Here is a 16,290-nt window from a genome sequence, read left to right as displayed (position 1 = left end):
CCGGGCTTCCCCGGGCCGCTTTTTGTTTCTAGATAGAACCCACCTCACACGGCACCGTGCCGTTGAACAACAACCGGAATTCTCAGATGGACGCCACTGCCAGCCACATGCCGCCAGGCCACCCGCAGGTCAAATTCGGGAAAGTAGGTGTTCTTCTCGTCAACCTCGGGACGCCCGACGGCACGGACTACTGGTCGATGCGCCGCTATCTCGCCGAATTCCTCTCCGACCGCCGGGTGATCGAATGGTCGCGGCTCTACTGGTACCCGATCCTGCACGGCATCGTCCTCAACAAGCGGCCGCAGAAGGTCGGCAAGGCCTATGAGGAGATCTGGAACAAGGATCTCAACGAGAGCTACCTGCGGACCTATACCCGCAGCCAGGGCGAACTGATGGCCGAGCGGCTGAAGGACCTGCCGAATGTCGTCGTCGACTGGGCAATGCGCTACGGCAAGCCCTCGATCGCCTCCAGGATCGATGCGCTCCATGCGCAGGGCTGCGAAAAGATCCTGCTCTTCCCGCTTTATCCACAGTATTCCGCCTCGACGACGGCGACGGTGAACGACAAGGCCTTCGAACATCTGATGAAGATGCGCTGGCAGCCGGCGGTGCGGACCGTTCCGCCCTATCACGACGATCCGACTTATATCGAAGCGCTGGCGGTTTCCGTCGAAAAGGCGCTGGCGCAGGTGGACTGGGAACCGGAAGTGCTGGTGGCGTCCTTCCACGGTATTCCGCAATCCTACTTCAAGCAGGGCGACCCCTATCACTGTCATTGCCAGAAGACCGGCCGCCTGCTGCGCGAGCGCCTCGGCCTGCCGAAGGAGAAGTTCATGGTCACCTTCCAGTCCCGCTTCGGGCCGGAGGAATGGCTGCAACCCTACACGGACAAGACCATGGAGAAGCTGGGCGACGAGGGCGTCAAGCGCATCGCCGTCATGAACCCCGGCTTCGTCTCCGACTGTCTGGAAACGCTCGAGGAGATCGCCGGCGAGGCAGGCGAGATCTTTCAGCATCACGGCGGCGAGAAGTTTCTCCACATTCCCTGCCTGAACGACAGTCGCGAGGGCATGGACGTGCTGGAAAAAGTCGTCCGGCGAGAACTGCAGGGCTGGGTCTGAGCTCCCTCGTTTCATCCGCAGCGGGAACATGATACTCCAGTCTCAAACTTCTTGAGCTGGAGGGTCAGCCATGCTGGGCGGCTTCGATATTGTCGTTATTGCCATCGTCCTACTCGTCATCCTGGTGCTGTTCGCCGGGATAAAGACGGTGCCGCAGGGATATCGCTACACTGTCGAACGGTTCGGCCGCTACACCCGCACCCTCGATCCGGGTCTGAACCTGATCACGCCCTTCATAGAGCGCATCGGCGCCCGCATGAACGTGATGGAGCAGGTTCTGGACGTGCCGACCCAGGAAGTCATCACCAAGGACAATGCCAGCGTCTCTGCAGACGCCGTGGCCTTCTACCAAGTCCTTAATCCGGCTCAGGCTGCCTATCAGATTGCCGACCTCAAGAATGCCATCCAGAACCTGACGATGACCAACATCCGATCCGTGATGGGATCCATGGATCTCGACGAACTCCTCTCCAACCGCGAGGTGATCAACGAGCGGCTGCTTCGCGTCGTGGATGAAGCGGTCGGCCCTTGGGGCATCAAGGTAACCCGCGTCGAGATCAAGGACATCCAGCCGCCGGCGGATCTCGTCGAGGCCATGGGCCGCCAGATGAAGGCCGAACGCGAGAAGCGCGCCCAGGTACTCGAGGCCGAGGGCGCGCGCAATGCGCAAATCCTGCGCGCCGAAGGCGCGAAGCAGGCCGCCGTGCTGAAGGCGGAGGGCGAGCGCGAAGCCGCCTTCCGCGAGGCGGAGGCGCGCGAGCGGCTGGCGGAGGCAGAGGCCAAGGCGACACAGGCCGTTTCCCAGGCAATTGCCGTCGGCGATGTCCAGGCGATCAACTACTTCGTTGCGCAGAAATACACCGAGGCTCTGGCGGAAATCGGCAAGGCGCCGAACTCCAAGATCGTTCTGATGCCGATGGAGGCCTCTTCCCTGATCGGATCCCTCGGCGGGATCGGGGCCGTCGCCAGGGAGGTGTTCGGCGATGGCGACGGTCCGGCGAGGGCAAGGCCCCTTGCACAGCCGGCGCCGGCGACCACGGTCCCTCCTCGTCCTGCAGCACCGGCGCCAGCCCGAACCACGCCACCCGTCAATCCGTTCGCACCGCGCAGCGAGACCTAAGCCATGCTGCAGAGCCTCGCCTCCAATCTCGGCCCATGGACGTGGTGGATCATCGGCATCCTTCTCCTGGCGGCCGAGCTCGTCGCACCTGGCGTCTTCCTCATCTGGATCGGCCTTGCTGCAATCGTCGTCGGGGCATTGTCCCTGCTCCTTTGGGAAGCCGCCTTCTGGTCCTGGCAGTTGCAACTGGTGCTGTTCGCCGCCCTCGCCATTGCTTTGGCACTGGCCGGCCGCAGGTTCTACGCAAGAAACGAGACGACCGACGAGCCGCTTCTCAACCGCCGCGGCGCAAGCCTCATCGGCCGCACGGCGACACTGCACGAGCCTATCCGCGAGGGTCGCGGTCGTATCCGCCTGGACGATACGTGGTGGCCGGTGGAAGGGCCGGATCTCGCGGCGGGGACCCGCGTGAAGGTGGTCTCAGCGCAAGGCCGCGACCTGAAGGTGGACGCGGCTTAGGCGACGCCGACGCGCAGCAGGTCGTGGAAGTGCACGATACCGACGGGGCGCCGGTCTTCGTCGGTGACGATAAGCGCCGAGATATTATACTTGTTGAGCAGGCCCATCGCGGTGGTGGCGAGCGTCTTCTCCGCGACCGTCTTCGGATTGCGCGTCATGATGTCGTCGACCCGCATTTCGCTGAGGTTGAGGTTCAGTCCCCGCGCCAGGTCGCCGTCGGTCACGATGCCGCACAAGCGCCCGTCCCCATCGGTCACTCCGACGCAACCGAAACGCATTTCGGACAGCGTCATCACGGCCTGCGGTAGCGGCGTGCCCTGCGGCACCAGCGGAATGCGGTCGCCGGTATGCATGACGTCGCCGATGTGGCTGAGCATGGCGCCCAGCTTGCCGCCGGGATGGAAGACGCGGAAATCGAGCGCCGTGAAGCCGCGGGCCTCCAGAAGCGCCACCGCAAGCGCGTCGCCAACCGCGAGTTGCATCAGCGTCGAGGTGGTCGGCGCCAGGCCGTGCGGGCAGGCCTCCTGCTCCTTCGGCAGGAGCAGCACGATGCTCGCTTCGCGCGCGAGGGTCGAAACCTCCCCGGCCGTCAGCGCGATCAGCGGAATGGAAAAGCGGCGGCAATAGCCGACGATGCTCTGCAGCTCGGCCGTCTCGCCGCTCCAGGAGACGGCGATCACCGCATCGTCCCGCGAGATCATCCCGAGGTCGCCGTGGCTCGCTTCCGCCGCATGCACGAAGGAGGCCGGCGTACCGGTCGAGGCAAGCGAAGCCGCGAGCTTCGCCCCGATATGGCCGCTCTTTCCGACGCCGGTGACGATGACGCGCCCGGTGAGGTTCAGGACCAGGTCGACAGCCTGTTGGAACGGCTGGCCGAGGCCGTTCTGCAGGGCGCGTTCCAGCGCTTCGAGGCCTTGCCTCTCCACGGAGATCGTCCGTAGCGCCGATGCGATCACATCCGTCCGGACAGACTGTATTGCTTGCTGTGCCATGGCCGGCATGTAGCGCTTTTGTCCGGCGAAGTCCATCGCGCGGAATGGACGGGATTGCGCGGGCAAACCAAGTGTTAACCACATGGCTTTACCTTTGCATAACCGCTGCGGCAGAGGCATTTCGGATCGAGGGCATGGACGAGCAAGGCGAAAGAAAAGCGCCGCGCCTCAAGGCGTTGGCGATATTGCTTGCCTGCACGTCGCTGGCCAACGCAGGCACGGCGTTCGGGCAGAGCTCTTCCGCCCTGGGCACCGCCCCATCCGCGCAGGCCGCCGTATACCCCGGCAGCCTTCCGCCCCTCCCCGGAACGGCGTCTGCCTCGGGCGTCGCGGCGATCCCCTCCGCCGCCGGCAATACGGCCGATCAGGCCGCGGCCCCGGACGCCGACCCCACCACCGCCTCCATCTCGTCGGCGGAGCGGTCGCCTGCCATATCCACCGATCTGGACCCTCCCTATGAAGAGGATCTCAACCAGCCTTTCGACGAGCCTCTCGGCCCTATCGATGCGGGCGAAGCGCCGGCCTTGCCCGGCGACCCCACCGGCATCCGCCTCGGCACCTTCATGCTACGGCCCTCGGTCAGCCAGACGATAAACCGGGAGACGATCCGCACCGGCGACGTGAAGACCAGGCGCGACTATCTCTCCACCGCCATCCGCGGCACGTTGACCTCCGACTGGTCGCGGCACGAACTCTCCATCGATGGCGAAGGCACCTTTGAACGCGATATCGGCAACCGTGACGACATCGAGCCGGAAGGACGCCTCGATGCGAATCTGCGGCTGGATCTCGCCGACGACACCGTAGCGAACCTCTCAGCGGGATACAGTTTCGAGCGCGAAGACAACGACGACCCGAACGCCATTGGCGGCGCGACTGTGCAGTCCGGCGTCCATCAGTTCGATACCGGCCTGACCCTCGAACGGGATGCCGGCCTGATCCGCGGCCTCGCCGGCGTCGGCGTCAGCCGGGAGGTATACACGGATGCCGAGCTGCAGGACGGCTCCTCGCTTGATCTCGGCGACCGCAACCGCACGACCGTCGACGGCAGGTTGCGGCTGGGTTATGCGCTCTCTCCCGCTCTCGTACCCTTTGTGGAAGTCGGCGGCGGCCGCAGCGTCTATGACGACCGGTATGATTCCAGCGGCTATGAACGCTCCGCCTGGCGCTCCCTCGCACGGGCGGGCGTGGAATTCGATCTCGGCGAGAAGCTGCGCGGTGAACTGGCCGCCGGCTACGAGCGGGTGGACTATGACGACGCGCGCCTCGCCCACCTCGACGGCCTGACCCTCGACGGCCGCGCCGTCTGGTCTCCCCAACGGGGAACCGACGTGGAGCTTGCTTTGCGCACGACGTTGCAGGATGCAACGGCACCAGGCGCCAGCGGCTGGGCGGAATACGACCTGACGGCGGTCCTGACGCACCAGTTGCGTCATAGGCTGGTCGGCCGCCTGACGGGCGGTGCGACGCTGCGGGATTTCCCTGAAGGCGAAGACGAGACCACCTGGAGCGCCGGAGCTGGTCTTGCCTGGGCGATCAACCCCTATCTCGATCTGACCGGCGATGTGGAATACGAGCAGACGTTGCGCAGCGGCGACGACACCGATACGCTGCGCGCGGGCGTGGGCCTGACCCTGCGGAAGTGAGAACGCCCGCTGCGGGAGCGGGCGTTTGCGGCGATCGGCGATGATTCCAGGCCGGCTATGCCAGCCGCGAAACCATATCCTTGAGCGGCCCTTCGATCGCGGGGCGGATGTCGCTGCGTTGCAGGGCGAAGGCGAGGTTGGCCAGGATGAAGCCGTCCTTGGCGCCGCAGTCGAAGGTTTCGCCCTTGAAGTGGTAGGCCGCGAACTCCTGGTTTCTCGCCAGCGCCAGCATGCCGTCGGTCAATTGGATCTCGTTGCCGGCGCCGCGCTCCTGCGTCTCCAGGATGCCGAAGATCTCGGGCTGCAGGATGTAGCGCCCGTTGATGTAGAAGTTCGAGGGCGCCGTACCCTTGGCGGGCTTCTCCACCATCTCGGTGATCCTGAAGCCTTCGCCCACCTTCTCGCCGACACCGACGATGCCGTATTTGTGAGCCTGCTCCGGGTCACACTCCTCGACGGCAAGCACGTTGCCACCGGTCTGTTCGTAGAGCTCGACCATGCCCTTGAGGCAGCTCTTCTCCGACGACATGATCATGTCCGGAAGCAGCACGGCGAAAGGTTCGTTGCCGACGATGTCGCGGGCGCACCAGACGGCGTGGCCGAGGCCGAGCGGGATCTGCTGGCGCGTGAAGCTCGCAGTGCCGGCGGTCGGCAGGAGGTCCGCGAGCAGGCTGAGTTCGGCATTCTTGTTGCGCTCGCGCAGCATCTGCTCCAGCTCGTACTGTATGTCGAAATAGTCCTCGATGACGCCCTTGCCGCGGCCGGTGACGAAAACGAAGTGTTCGATGCCGGCTTCGGCCGCCTCATCGACGACGTACTGGATGACCGGCTTGTCGACGACCGTCAGCATTTCCTTCGGCACGGCCTTCGTCGCCGGCAGGAACCGCGTCCCGAGCCCGGCAACCGGGAATACAGCCTTACGTATCTTCTTTTGTGCCACGCATACCTCCTGGAGCACTCCTCATGGTGCCAACTCACGATCGCGTCATCTAGGGCCGAAATGCTACGATTTCACCAACGGTGACGCCAGCCGGGCTTCTATGGTAAAGGGTTTGTTGACTCTGTGCTGTTATTCATTCGTTAAGCCGGACATCACGCTCGGTGAAGCATGAACCTGAAGAGCTACGGATACGTTTGCCCATGACCATGTTTCGCACCTATCGCTTTCGCGGACTCGCCCTCGCCCTGATCGCAGGAGCAACGCTGGCGGCCCATCCGTTAGATGCCCGGGCCGATGCTGGTTTCAAGTCTTGGATAGCCGATTTTTATGCCACGGCTGCCAAGAGCGGGATCAGCCGCTCCACCTATGAGAAGGCGTTTGCGGGCATTTCCAGCCCCGACAGGGCGGTCCTGGAGAAGGCGGCCTACCAGCCCGAATTCAAGTCGCAGATCTGGGACTACCTGGATTCGCGCGTCAATCCCTATACGGTCAGGATCGGCCAGGAGATGCTCGCCAAGCACGGCCGCACCCTTGCTGCGCTGGAGCGCCACTTCGGCGTCGACAGGCATATCCTTCTCGCCATCTGGTCGATGGAATCGAATTACGGCGCCGTGCTGGAGAAGCCGGACCGGCTCCACCATGTGCCGCAGGCGCTCGCAACGCTTGCCTGGGGTGACCCGAAACGAGCCAAGTTCGCCCGTACCCAGTTGGTCGCGGCGCTGAAGATCCTCCAGTCCGGGGAGATTTCGCCGAAGCACCTCACCGGCTCCTGGGCGGGCGCGATGGGTCATACCCAGTTCATCCCGTCGAGCTACCTGCTCTACAAGTTCGACGCCGACGGAAACGGCCGCGCCGACATCTGGAATTCCGTACCCGACGCGCTGGCGACCTCCGCCAATCTCCTGAAGAAGAACGGCTGGCAGACGGGCAAGACCTGGGGCTACGAAGCGGTCCTGCCCCGCGGCGCGGCGAAGTATGAAGGGCAGACCAAGACGCTGGCGCAATGGGCGGCCCTCGGCTTCACGCGTCCCAACGGCAAGCCATTCCCGCGCGGCGGCGACCGGGCGGAGCTGAAGCTCATGGCCGGCGCGAACGGCCCCGCCTTCCTGATGACCCGCAACTTCTTCGTCATCAAGCGCTACAACGCCGCCGACAGCTATGCCCTGGCCGTCGGCATGCTTGCCGATCAGATCGCCGGCTATGGCGGTCTGCACCAGCGCTGGCCGCGCCCGGACGGCACGCTCGATATCGTCGAGAAGTTCGAGCTGCAGACCAAGCTGAAGCAGCTCGGCTACTACGAGGGCGAGATCGACGGCAATTTCGGTTCCGGCTCGAAGGCCGCCATCTCCGCGATCCAGCAACGGCTGGGCATGCAGGCCGACGGACAACCTTCGCAATCGCTCCTCAAGGCGCTACGTTGACAACGACATCCTCCTGCCCCAAATCGCCTCGATAGTCGGGGCGGGAGACACGGCGAAAACATGAAGGTTTTGCAGGTGCTCGGCGGCAGAGGCATTGTGAGCCGGTTTCTGGCGATCGTCGTCACGGTGGCGCTCGCCATGCCCGTTGTGTCCGCTCCTGCCCCGGTGCAGGCGCAGGAGCGCGTCCAGCGCCGCAACCTCCTGGAAATGCTGTTCGGCGGCGGACGCCGCTATATCGACCCGGAACCATCGGTCATCGATGTCGCTCCGCGCCGGCAGCGGCAACGCCAGCAACAGCGCACGCGCAACCGCGCCCCCGCGCGGGCCGCAGCACCCCGTCCGGCGGCGCCGGCCGCACCGCCCAAGCCGGAACCCGTTGCAAAACTCGATGATGCCCGCCGTATCCTGGTCGTGGGAGACTTTCTCGCAGGCGGTCTCGGCGACGAACTGGGCACCGCCTTCGAACAGTCTCCCGGCGTCGTGGTGGAGGAGAAGAGCAACGGATCGTCCGGCCTCGTACGCCAGGACTACTACAACTGGCCGGTGCAGCTTCCCGCGCTGATGGACGAGACGAAGCCTGCCATCGTCGTCGTCATGATCGGGGCGAATGACCGCCAGCAGATGAAGACACCCGCCGGCAGTCTCGAATTTCCGGGCGACCCCTGGTTCAAGGAATACGAAAAGCGTGTCCAGGGCCTTGCCACCCTCGTTACCCAGAGGAAGATCCCGCTCCTGTGGGTCGGCCTGCCGTCGTTCCAGTCGCCGTCGCTGATGCGCGACGCGGTCAAGCTCAACGGCATCTACCGCACGGAAGTCGCAAAGGTCGGCGGGGAGTTCGTGGACATCTGGGACGGCTTCGTCGACGAGGAGGGCAAGTTCATCGTCACCGGGTCGGACATGAACGGCCAGCAGGCGCGCCTGCGCGGTTCCGACGGCATCAACTTTACCACGGCCGGCAAGCGCAAGCTCGCCTTCTACGTGGAAAAGTTCGCGCGACGGCACCTCGGCGAGATGGCGAGCCCGGAACTGGTGAAGCTCGACGACAGCAACCTGCCCGATCTGCAGGCCCTGCCCCCGTCGCCGACGGCGGCGGTTCCGGTACAGCCGATCAGCCTCATGGACCCCGATCTCGACGGCGGCAACGAATTGCTCGGCGCCGCCCCGCCACCTCCGCCGCTCGTGGAATCGGCGCGCGACATGCTGGTCAAACGCGGCGAGCTGCCCCCCGCGCCGAAGGGGCGCATCGACGACTATCAGCGGTCATCGACGCAATAGGAACATGAACCGGCCGGAACGTGACACACGCCGCCGCCGATACGAGGCGATTCGGTGCGGCAACGCTCAACGCCTCTCCCGATCGTCTTCATGCCGGCTTCAGGATCCACGAGTACACCGTGAGTAATTCGATCGCCCGCTGAACGCGCCCGTCTCGCGGACAGGCCGCGGCGCGGATAGTTCGGTGCTACCGCGGCAGCACCGAGCTCCCCATCAGCGCCTCGTCGATCGCCCGCGCCGCCTGGCGGCCTTCGCGGATCGCCCAGACAACCAGCGACTGCCCGCGGCGCACGTCGCCCGCGACCCAGAACTTCTCCACCGAGGTCTTGTAGTCCCGGTCGTTGGCGACGACGTTGGTCGAGCCGCGGCGGTCGATATTGAGATCGAGCCTTCCGTCGAGCTCGGCAAGCACGCCGTCCTTCAGCGGTCCGGAAAAGCCGATGGCGATGAAGGCGAGGTCTGCCTTGATGATGAATTCCGTACCGGCGATCGGCTTGCGGCGCTCGTCCACCTCACAGCAACGCACACCCGTGAGATGACCGTCCTCGCCGACGAACTCCAGCGTCGCAACCTGGAACTCCCGGATGGCGCCTTCGGCCTGCGAGGACGATGTGCGCATCTTCGTCGCCCAGAACGGCCACACCGCAAGCTTGTCTTCCTTCTCCGGCGGCTGCGGGCGGATGTCGAGCTGCGTGACCTTGACCGCACCCTGGCGGAAGGCGGTGCCGACGCAGTCCGAGGCCGTATCGCCGCCACCCACGACAACGACGTGCTTGGCCCCTGCCAGGATCGGATCGGACGGCCAGCCAATGCTGTCGATGTTCTCGCGGCCCACGCGGCGGTTCTGCTGCACGAGATAGGGCATGGCATCGTAAACGCCCTGGAGGTCCGCACCCGGGATCCCGGCCGGCCGCGGCGTTTCCGAGCCGCCGCAGTAAAGAACGGCATCATGTTCGGAAATGAGCTGCTCCACCGGCACATCCACGCCGATATTGACGCCGCAATGGAAGGTGACGCCCTCGCCCTTCATCTGCTCGATGCGACGGTCGATGAAGTTCTTTTCCAGCTTGAAGTCTGGGATTCCGTAGCGCAGCAGCCCGCCCGGCTTCGTCTCGCGCTCGTAGACATGCACGTCGTGGCCCGCGCGGCCCAGCTGCTGCGCGGCGGCCATGCCTGCGGGACCGGAGCCGATGATCGCCACCTTCTTTCCGGTATGAACGGTTGCCGGCTGCGGACCGATATAGCCGAGCTCATAGGCCTTGTCGGCAAGCGCCTGCTCGATCGTCTTGATGGCGACCGGCGCATCCTCGAGGTTCAGCGTGCAGGCCTCCTCGCAAGGTGCCGGGCAGACGCGGCCGGTGAATTCCGGGAAGTTGTTGGTGGAGTGGAGGTTGCGGATCGCCTCCTCCCACTTGTTGTTGTAGACGAGGTCGTTCCAGTCCGGGATCTGGTTGTGCACCGGACAGCCGGTCGGACCATGGCAATAGGGAATGCCGCAATCCATGCAGCGGGCCGCCTGCTTGGTCACTTCCGCATCCGACATGGGAATGGTGAACTCGCGGAAATGGCGTATGCGGTCGGATGCCGGCTGGTACTTGATCACCTGCCGGTCGATCTCCATGAAACCCGTTACCTTGCCCATGTCTAAACCCCTACTTCGCCGCTATCGCAGCCAGTTCTCGATCTTCAATCCCGGCACCCGGGAAAACTCGCTTTCGTTGTTCGTCACCAGCACAGCGTCCAGAGCGAGCGCATGAGCGGCGATCAGCATGTCCATGTCGCCGATCGGCTGGCCGGCAGATGCAAGCGTCGCCCGGCAGCGACCGTAATGTTGGTCTAACGGGGCGGAAAAGCCTTCCACTGGAAGTCGCATCAAGATCATTTCCAGACGTTGCGCGAGCTTCGGCGATTTTTTCTTTTCAACACCAAACCGCAATTCCGCCGTGACGATGATGCTCGTAAAGACACATTCCTCGCCGACACGCTCTATATGAGCAAACACAGCTCCTTGCGGATTGCGCATCATGTCCGAAACAATATTCGTATCGAGGAGATACCTCATGTTTCTTTGAACCAACCGAAGATGTCCTCATCTTCGACGGGCGGAAGATCATCAATTTCCGGCATGGAGTCGTCTGGTCCTAGCGGTTCCAACGTTGCCAGTACTTCCAGTAATGAACCGCGCCTCAGTGGGTGGACAACCAAATCCCCTTTTTTATTCATCCGGATTTCCACCTTGTCAGCGTCAAATTCGAATTCCTTCGGAATACGAATGGCGCGGCTGCGGCCGTTATTGAATACCTGCGCGATCTTCACACCCGAATGCTCGTTCATCAGCGCCTCCGCATTGTGATATAACAACGTCATATCACAGCACTTCCAAATCTCCAATCACTCCGCCGCAACGCCCATGCGCATGCGTTCCATCTCTTCCAGCGCCCGGCGGTATTCCACCGGCATGACCTTGCGGAACTTCGGCCGGAACTCTCCCCAGCGGTCGAGGATGTCCTTCGCCCGCTCCGACCCCGTGTAGTGCAGGTGGTTGGAGATCATCTGGTAGAGGCGCTCCTCGTCGTGGCGCGTCATGTCCTCGGAGACATCGACACGCCCCTTGTGCATGATATCGCCGCCGCGGTGGTGCAGCTTCTCCAGCATGTCGTCCTCTTCCGGCACCGGCTCGAGTTCGACCATGGCCATGTTGCAGCGCTTGGCGAAATCGCCGCTCTCGTCGAGCACATAGGCCACGCCGCCCGACATGCCGGCTGCGAAGTTGCGGCCCGTCTCGCCAAGCACGACGACGATGCCGCCCGTCATGTATTCGCAGCCGTGGTCGCCCACGCCCTCGACGACCGCGACCGCGCCGGAGTTTCGGACGGCAAAGCGTTCGCCGGCCACGCCGCGGAAGTAGCATTCACCGGTGATCGCCCCGTAGAGTACGGTGTTGCCGACGATGATCGCCTCCTCGGCCTTCAGCCCCGAACTCTCCGGCGGGCGCACGATAATGCGGCCGCCCGACAGCCCCTTGCCGACATAGTCGTTGCCGTCGCCCACTAGGTCGAAAGTGATGCCGCGGGCCAGGAAGGCACCAAACGACTGGCCGGCCGTGCCACGCAGGGTCACGTGGATCGTGTCGTCCTTGAGGCCCTTGTGTCCCCACCGCTTCGCCAGCGCACCGGAGAGCATGGCGCCCGCCGAACGGTCGACGTTCTTGATCGGCACTTCGATGACCACCGGCTCCTTGTTTTCGAGCGCCGGCATCGACTTCTCGATCAGCTTGCGGTCGAGGACGTCGTCGATCGGGTGCTTCTGCCGCTCGGTCCAGAAGGTGGCGCCCTTGGGTGCCTCGACCTTGTGGAAGATCTTCGTGAAATCGAGCCCCTTCGACTTCCAGTGGGCGATCATGTCGTCCTTGGAAAGCAGTTCCGACATGCCGATGATGTCGTCCAGCCTGGTGAAACCGAGCGAGGCCAGGATCTCGCGCACCTCTTCCGCCACGAAGAAGAAGTAGTTGATGACATGCTCCGGCGTTCCCTTGAAGCGCTTGCGCAGGACCGGATCCTGCGTCGCGACCCCTACTGGACAGGTGTTGAGGTGGCACTTGCGCATCATGATGCAGCCGGCGGCGATCAGCGGCGCGGTGGCGAAGCCAAACTCGTCGGCGCCCAGCAACGCCCCGACGATGACGTCGCGGCCGGTCTTCAGGCCGCCGTCCACCTGCAGGGCGACGCGCGAGCGCAGGCCGTTCAGCACCAGCGTCTGCTGTGTTTCCGCAAGGCCGATCTCCCATGGCGAGCCGGCATGCTTCAGCGAGGTGAGCGGTGAGGCGCCCGTGCCGCCGTCGAAGCCGGCGACGGTGATATGGTCGGCGCGCGCCTTGGCGACGCCGGCGGCAACCGTGCCGACGCCGACTTCTGAGACCAGCTTGACCGAGACGTCGGCCGCCGGGTTGACGTTCTTCAGGTCGTAGATGAGCTGCGCCAGATCCTCGATCGAATAGATATCGTGGTGCGGCGGCGGCGAGATGAGGCCGACGCCGGGCGTCGAATGCCGGGTCTTGGCGACCGTCGCATCCACCTTGTGGCCGGGAAGCTGTCCGCCTTCGCCGGGCTTGGCACCCTGCGCCACCTTGATCTGCAGCATGTCGGCATTGACCAGATACTCGGTCGTGACGCCGAAGCGGCCCGACGCGATCTGCTTGATGGCCGAACGCTCCGGATTCTGCGACCCGTCCGGCAGCGGCATGTAGCGGTCGCTTTCCTCGCCGCCCTCGCCGGTGTTCGACTTGCCGCCGATCCGGTTCATGGCGATCGCCAGCGTCGTATGCGCCTCACGGGAAATCGAGCCGAAGGACATGGCGCCGGTGGAGAAGCGCTTGACGATGTCGACCGCCGGCTCCACCTCGTCGATCGAGATCGGCTTGCGGCCGATTTCCTCCGCCGTCTTGATCTTGAACAGGCCGCGGATCGTGTTCATCCGCGAGGAGCTCTCGTTCACCATCTGCGCGAACTCGCGATAGCGGTCCTGGCTGTTGCCGCGAACGGCATGCTGCAGCGAAGCGACCGCATCGGGCGTCCAGGCATGGCTTTCGCCGCGCATCCGGTAGGCGTATTCGCCGCCGATATCGAGCGTGCGGGCGAGGACCGGATCCTTGCCGAACGCGGCCTGGTGGCGCGCCACGGTTTCCTCGGCGATTTCCTCCAGGCCGATGCCCTCGATGGTCGTCGCGGTGCCGAAGAAGTACTTGTTGACCAGTTCCGACGACAGGCCGACGGCATCGAAGATCTGCGCGCCGCAATAGGACTGGTAGGTCGAGATGCCCATCTTGGACATGACCTTCAGGATGCCCTTGCCGACCGCCTTGATGTAGCGGTTGACGATCTCGCTGGCATCCACCTCCTTGGGGAATTCGCCGCGCGCATGCATGTCGGTCAGCGTGTCGAAGGCGAGATAGGGGTTGATCGCCTCGGCGCCGAAGCCCGCGAGACAGCAGAAGTGATGGATTTCGCGCGGCTCGCCCGACTCCACGACAAGCCCGACGGAAGTGCGCAGGCCCTTGCGGATCAGGTGATGGTGCACGGCCGCCGTCGCCAGAAGTGCAGGGATGGCAATGCGGTCCGGCCCAAGCTGGCGGTCGGAGAGCACGATGATGTTGTAGCCGCCCCGGACCGCTGCCTCGGCGCGCTCGCACAGCCGGTCCAGCATTTCCGGCATGCCTTCGGCACCGCGCTCGATGTCATAGGTGAAGTCGAGCGTCTTGGTGTCGAAATGATCCTCCACATGGCCGATCGAGCGGATCTTCTCGAGATCGCCATTGGTCAGGATCGGCTGGCGCACTTCCATGCGCTTCGCCTTGGCCATCCCGTCATGGTCGAGGATGTTGGGACGCGGCCCGATGAAGGAGACGAGGCTCATCACCAGTTCCTCGCGGATCGGGTCGATCGGCGGGTTCGTCACCTGCGCGAAGTTCTGCTTGAAATAGGTGTAGAGCAGCTTTGACTTCGCAGACATGGCCGAAATCGGCGTGTCGGTGCCCATCGAGCCGACTGCTTCCTGCCCCGTCGTCGCCATGGGAGACATCAGGATCTTTGTGTCTTCGCTCGTGTAGCCGAAGGCCTGTTGGCGGTCGAGCAGCGACACGTCGCGCCGCAGCGCCCGGGGCTCTACGGGCCGCAGGTCCTCGAGGATGATCTGCGTGCGGTCGAGCCAGTTGCGGTACGGGTGCTTGGTGGCAAGCTCGCTCTTCACTTCCTCGTCGGAAATGATGCGGCCCTTTTCCATGTCGATCAGCAGCATCTTGCCCGGCTGCAGGCGCCACTTCTTGATGATCGTCTCTTCCGGCACGGGCAGCACGCCCGCCTCCGACGCCATGATGACGCGGTCGTCGGAAGTGACCACGTAGCGGGCAGGCCTGAGGCCGTTGCGGTCGAGCGTCGCGCCGATCTGCTTGCCGTCGGTGAAGGCAACCGCCGCCGGTCCGTCCCACGGCTCCATCAGCGCGGCATGGTATTCGTAGAAAGCCTTGCGCTCGGGGCTCATCGACTGGTTGCCGGCCCAGGCCTCTGGGATCAGCATCATCACGGCATGCGCCAGCGAATAGCCCCCGCGCGCCAGGAATTCGAGCGCGTTGTCGAAGCAGGCCGTGTCCGACTGTCCTTCGTAGGAGATCGGCCAGAGCTTGGAAATGTCCTCGCCGAAGAGCGGCGAGGAGACGGACGCCTGGCGGGCCGCCATCCAGTTGACGTTGCCGCGCAGCGTGTTGATCTCGCCGTTGTGGGCGACCATGCGGTAGGGATGCGCCAGCTTCCACGACGGGAAGGTGTTGGTCGAGAAGCGCTGGTGGACGAGCGCCACGGCGGATTCGAAGCGCGGGTCCGACAGGTCCTTGTAGTAGGCGCCGACCTGATAGGCGAGGAACATGCCCTTGTAGACGATCGTCGAGGAGGACAGCGACACGGGATAGAACCCGGTCTCCTCGCCGCCGAACTGGTCGTAGATGCGGTTGGAGATCACCTTGCGGACGAGGAAGAGCTTCCGCTCGAACTCGTGGTTCGTCGCGGCGTCGCGGCCGGCGCCGATGAAGACCTGCAAGTGATGCGGCTCGGTGGCCGCGATCTCCGGCGCCTTGGAGAGCGACGCGTTGTCCACCGGCACCTCACGGAAGCCGAGGAATTGCTGGCCTTCCTCGGCGATGACGTCGACGATGACCTTCCTGAAATGCTCGATCTGCTCGGCATCGCGCGGCAGGAAGAAATGCCCGACGGCATATTCACCGGCCTTCGGCAGGGTGACGCCCTGCTTCGCCATCTCCTCGCGGAAGAAGCGGTCGGGGATCTGCACGAGGATGCCCGCGCCGTCGCCCATCAGCGGATCGGCACCGACCGCCCCGCGATGCGTGAGGTTCTCGAGGATGAACAGCCCGTCCTTGACGATCTGGTGCGACTTCTGCCCCTTCATGTGGGCGATGAAGCCGACGCCGCAGGCGTCATGCTCGTTGCGCGGATCGTAAAGCCCCTGCGCACCGGGAAGACCTGACGGAAGGACGCGGACTCGCTCCGTCGCCCGGTCGAGCGCATCGGCAGCATTGACGTCTACGGTCTTCTTCATGGTCACTCCTCCGGTCCCGCAGGACTAGGCAGTTTTGGCTATGGCGGCAGCCGAAGCGGTCGACGAATGGCGCATCCCGCAGGATCGCCTGATGACCTCACCATCGGCTGGACTGGAAGAAATAGGACAACACACTTGACCTATTTCTCGCTTTTCTATGACATAGAACCCGTGACACCACAATATGCCCACCCCCATTTTTTCCCGACGTA

General features: G+C 64.1%; 12 protein-coding genes. 6 read left to right on the top strand and 6 right to left on the bottom strand.

Translation table 11 applies throughout. The annotated features are described in order from the left end of the window. The first annotated feature begins 86 nt into the window (after positions 1 to 86). The 3 genes from hemH to RTCK_RS11640 all read left to right on the top strand — a co-directional run bounded on the left by hemH (position 87) and on the right by RTCK_RS11640 (position 2,700). Positions 87 to 1,121 (top strand): ferrochelatase, encoded by a 1,035-nt coding sequence (gene hemH / locus RTCK_RS11650; RefSeq protein WP_142592920.1) that lies wholly within the window; start codon positions 87 to 89, stop codon positions 1,119 to 1,121. Positions 1,122 to 1,191: 70 nt separating this feature from the next. Then, positions 1,192 to 2,241, top strand: a complete 1,050-nt coding sequence (locus RTCK_RS11645) for an SPFH domain-containing protein (RefSeq protein WP_142592919.1) — start codon at positions 1,192 to 1,194, stop codon at positions 2,239 to 2,241. Positions 2,242 to 2,244: 3 nt separating this feature from the next. Continuing rightward, positions 2,245 to 2,700, top strand: a complete 456-nt coding sequence (locus tag RTCK_RS11640; RefSeq protein WP_142519800.1) for an NfeD family protein — start codon at positions 2,245 to 2,247, stop codon at positions 2,698 to 2,700. Here the strand turns inward: RTCK_RS11640 and RTCK_RS11635 are convergent. After that, on the bottom strand, positions 2,697 to 3,692 hold the full coding sequence (locus RTCK_RS11635; RefSeq protein ID WP_142593116.1) for a KpsF/GutQ family sugar-phosphate isomerase: 996 nt from the start codon (positions 3,690 to 3,692) through the stop codon (positions 2,697 to 2,699). The genes RTCK_RS11640 and RTCK_RS11635 overlap by 4 nt on opposite strands. A gap of 134 nt (positions 3,693 to 3,826) precedes the next feature. On the opposite strand from RTCK_RS11635, the gene RTCK_RS11630 reads away from it, so the two are divergent. Beyond that, positions 3,827 to 5,338: an outer membrane beta-barrel protein gene (locus RTCK_RS11630; protein WP_142592918.1), complete on the top strand. Its 1,512-nt coding sequence runs from the start codon at positions 3,827 to 3,829 to the stop codon at positions 5,336 to 5,338. Positions 5,339 to 5,393: 55 nt separating this feature from the next. On the opposite strand, the gene galU is transcribed toward RTCK_RS11630, so the two are convergent. Further along, positions 5,394 to 6,278, bottom strand: a complete 885-nt coding sequence (gene galU, locus RTCK_RS11625; protein ID WP_142592917.1) for a UTP--glucose-1-phosphate uridylyltransferase GalU — start codon at positions 6,276 to 6,278, stop codon at positions 5,394 to 5,396. Positions 6,279 to 6,478: 200 nt separating this feature from the next. On the opposite strand from galU, the gene RTCK_RS11620 reads away from it, so the two are divergent. Then, positions 6,479 to 7,699, top strand: a complete 1,221-nt coding sequence (locus RTCK_RS11620; protein ID WP_185927994.1) for a lytic murein transglycosylase — start codon at positions 6,479 to 6,481, stop codon at positions 7,697 to 7,699. 60 nt (positions 7,700 to 7,759) lie between these two features. After that, the gene (locus tag RTCK_RS11615) at positions 7,760 to 8,974 is read left to right on the top strand and encodes an SGNH/GDSL hydrolase family protein (protein WP_142592916.1); all 1,215 of its coding nucleotides are present in this window, start codon (positions 7,760 to 7,762) and stop codon (positions 8,972 to 8,974) included. Positions 8,975 to 9,161: 187 nt separating this feature from the next. Here the strand turns inward: RTCK_RS11615 and RTCK_RS11610 are convergent, their stop codons facing one another. Genes RTCK_RS11610 through gltB form a run of 4 tightly spaced genes read right to left on the bottom strand, consistent with a single transcriptional unit; the run spans position 9,162 to position 16,078 of the window. Then, complete coding sequence (locus tag RTCK_RS11610; RefSeq protein WP_142519796.1) at positions 9,162 to 10,616, bottom strand: glutamate synthase subunit beta; 1,455 nt, start codon at positions 10,614 to 10,616, stop codon at positions 9,162 to 9,164. A 21-nt stretch (positions 10,617 to 10,637) separates the two neighbouring features. After that, the gene (locus RTCK_RS11605; protein WP_142592915.1) at positions 10,638 to 11,036 is read right to left on the bottom strand and encodes a type II toxin-antitoxin system VapC family toxin; all 399 of its coding nucleotides are present in this window, start codon (positions 11,034 to 11,036) and stop codon (positions 10,638 to 10,640) included. Beyond that, on the bottom strand, positions 11,033 to 11,308 hold the full coding sequence (locus RTCK_RS11600) for an antitoxin (protein ID WP_142592914.1): 276 nt from the start codon (positions 11,306 to 11,308) through the stop codon (positions 11,033 to 11,035). The genes RTCK_RS11605 and RTCK_RS11600 overlap by 4 nt, the downstream gene beginning before the upstream one ends. Before the next feature lie 57 nt (positions 11,309 to 11,365). Continuing rightward, the gene (gene gltB, locus RTCK_RS11595; protein WP_142592913.1) at positions 11,366 to 16,078 is read right to left on the bottom strand and encodes a glutamate synthase large subunit; all 4,713 of its coding nucleotides are present in this window, start codon (positions 16,076 to 16,078) and stop codon (positions 11,366 to 11,368) included. Between the last annotated feature and the right edge of the window lie 212 nt (positions 16,079 to 16,290).

Source organism: Pseudorhizobium endolithicum, assembly GCF_902153245.2.
GTDB lineage: Bacteria > Pseudomonadota > Alphaproteobacteria > Rhizobiales > Rhizobiaceae > Neorhizobium > Neorhizobium endolithicum.
The sequence above is the reverse complement of the archived record's forward strand: the minus strand, read 5'-3'. Positions and strand labels throughout refer to the sequence as shown.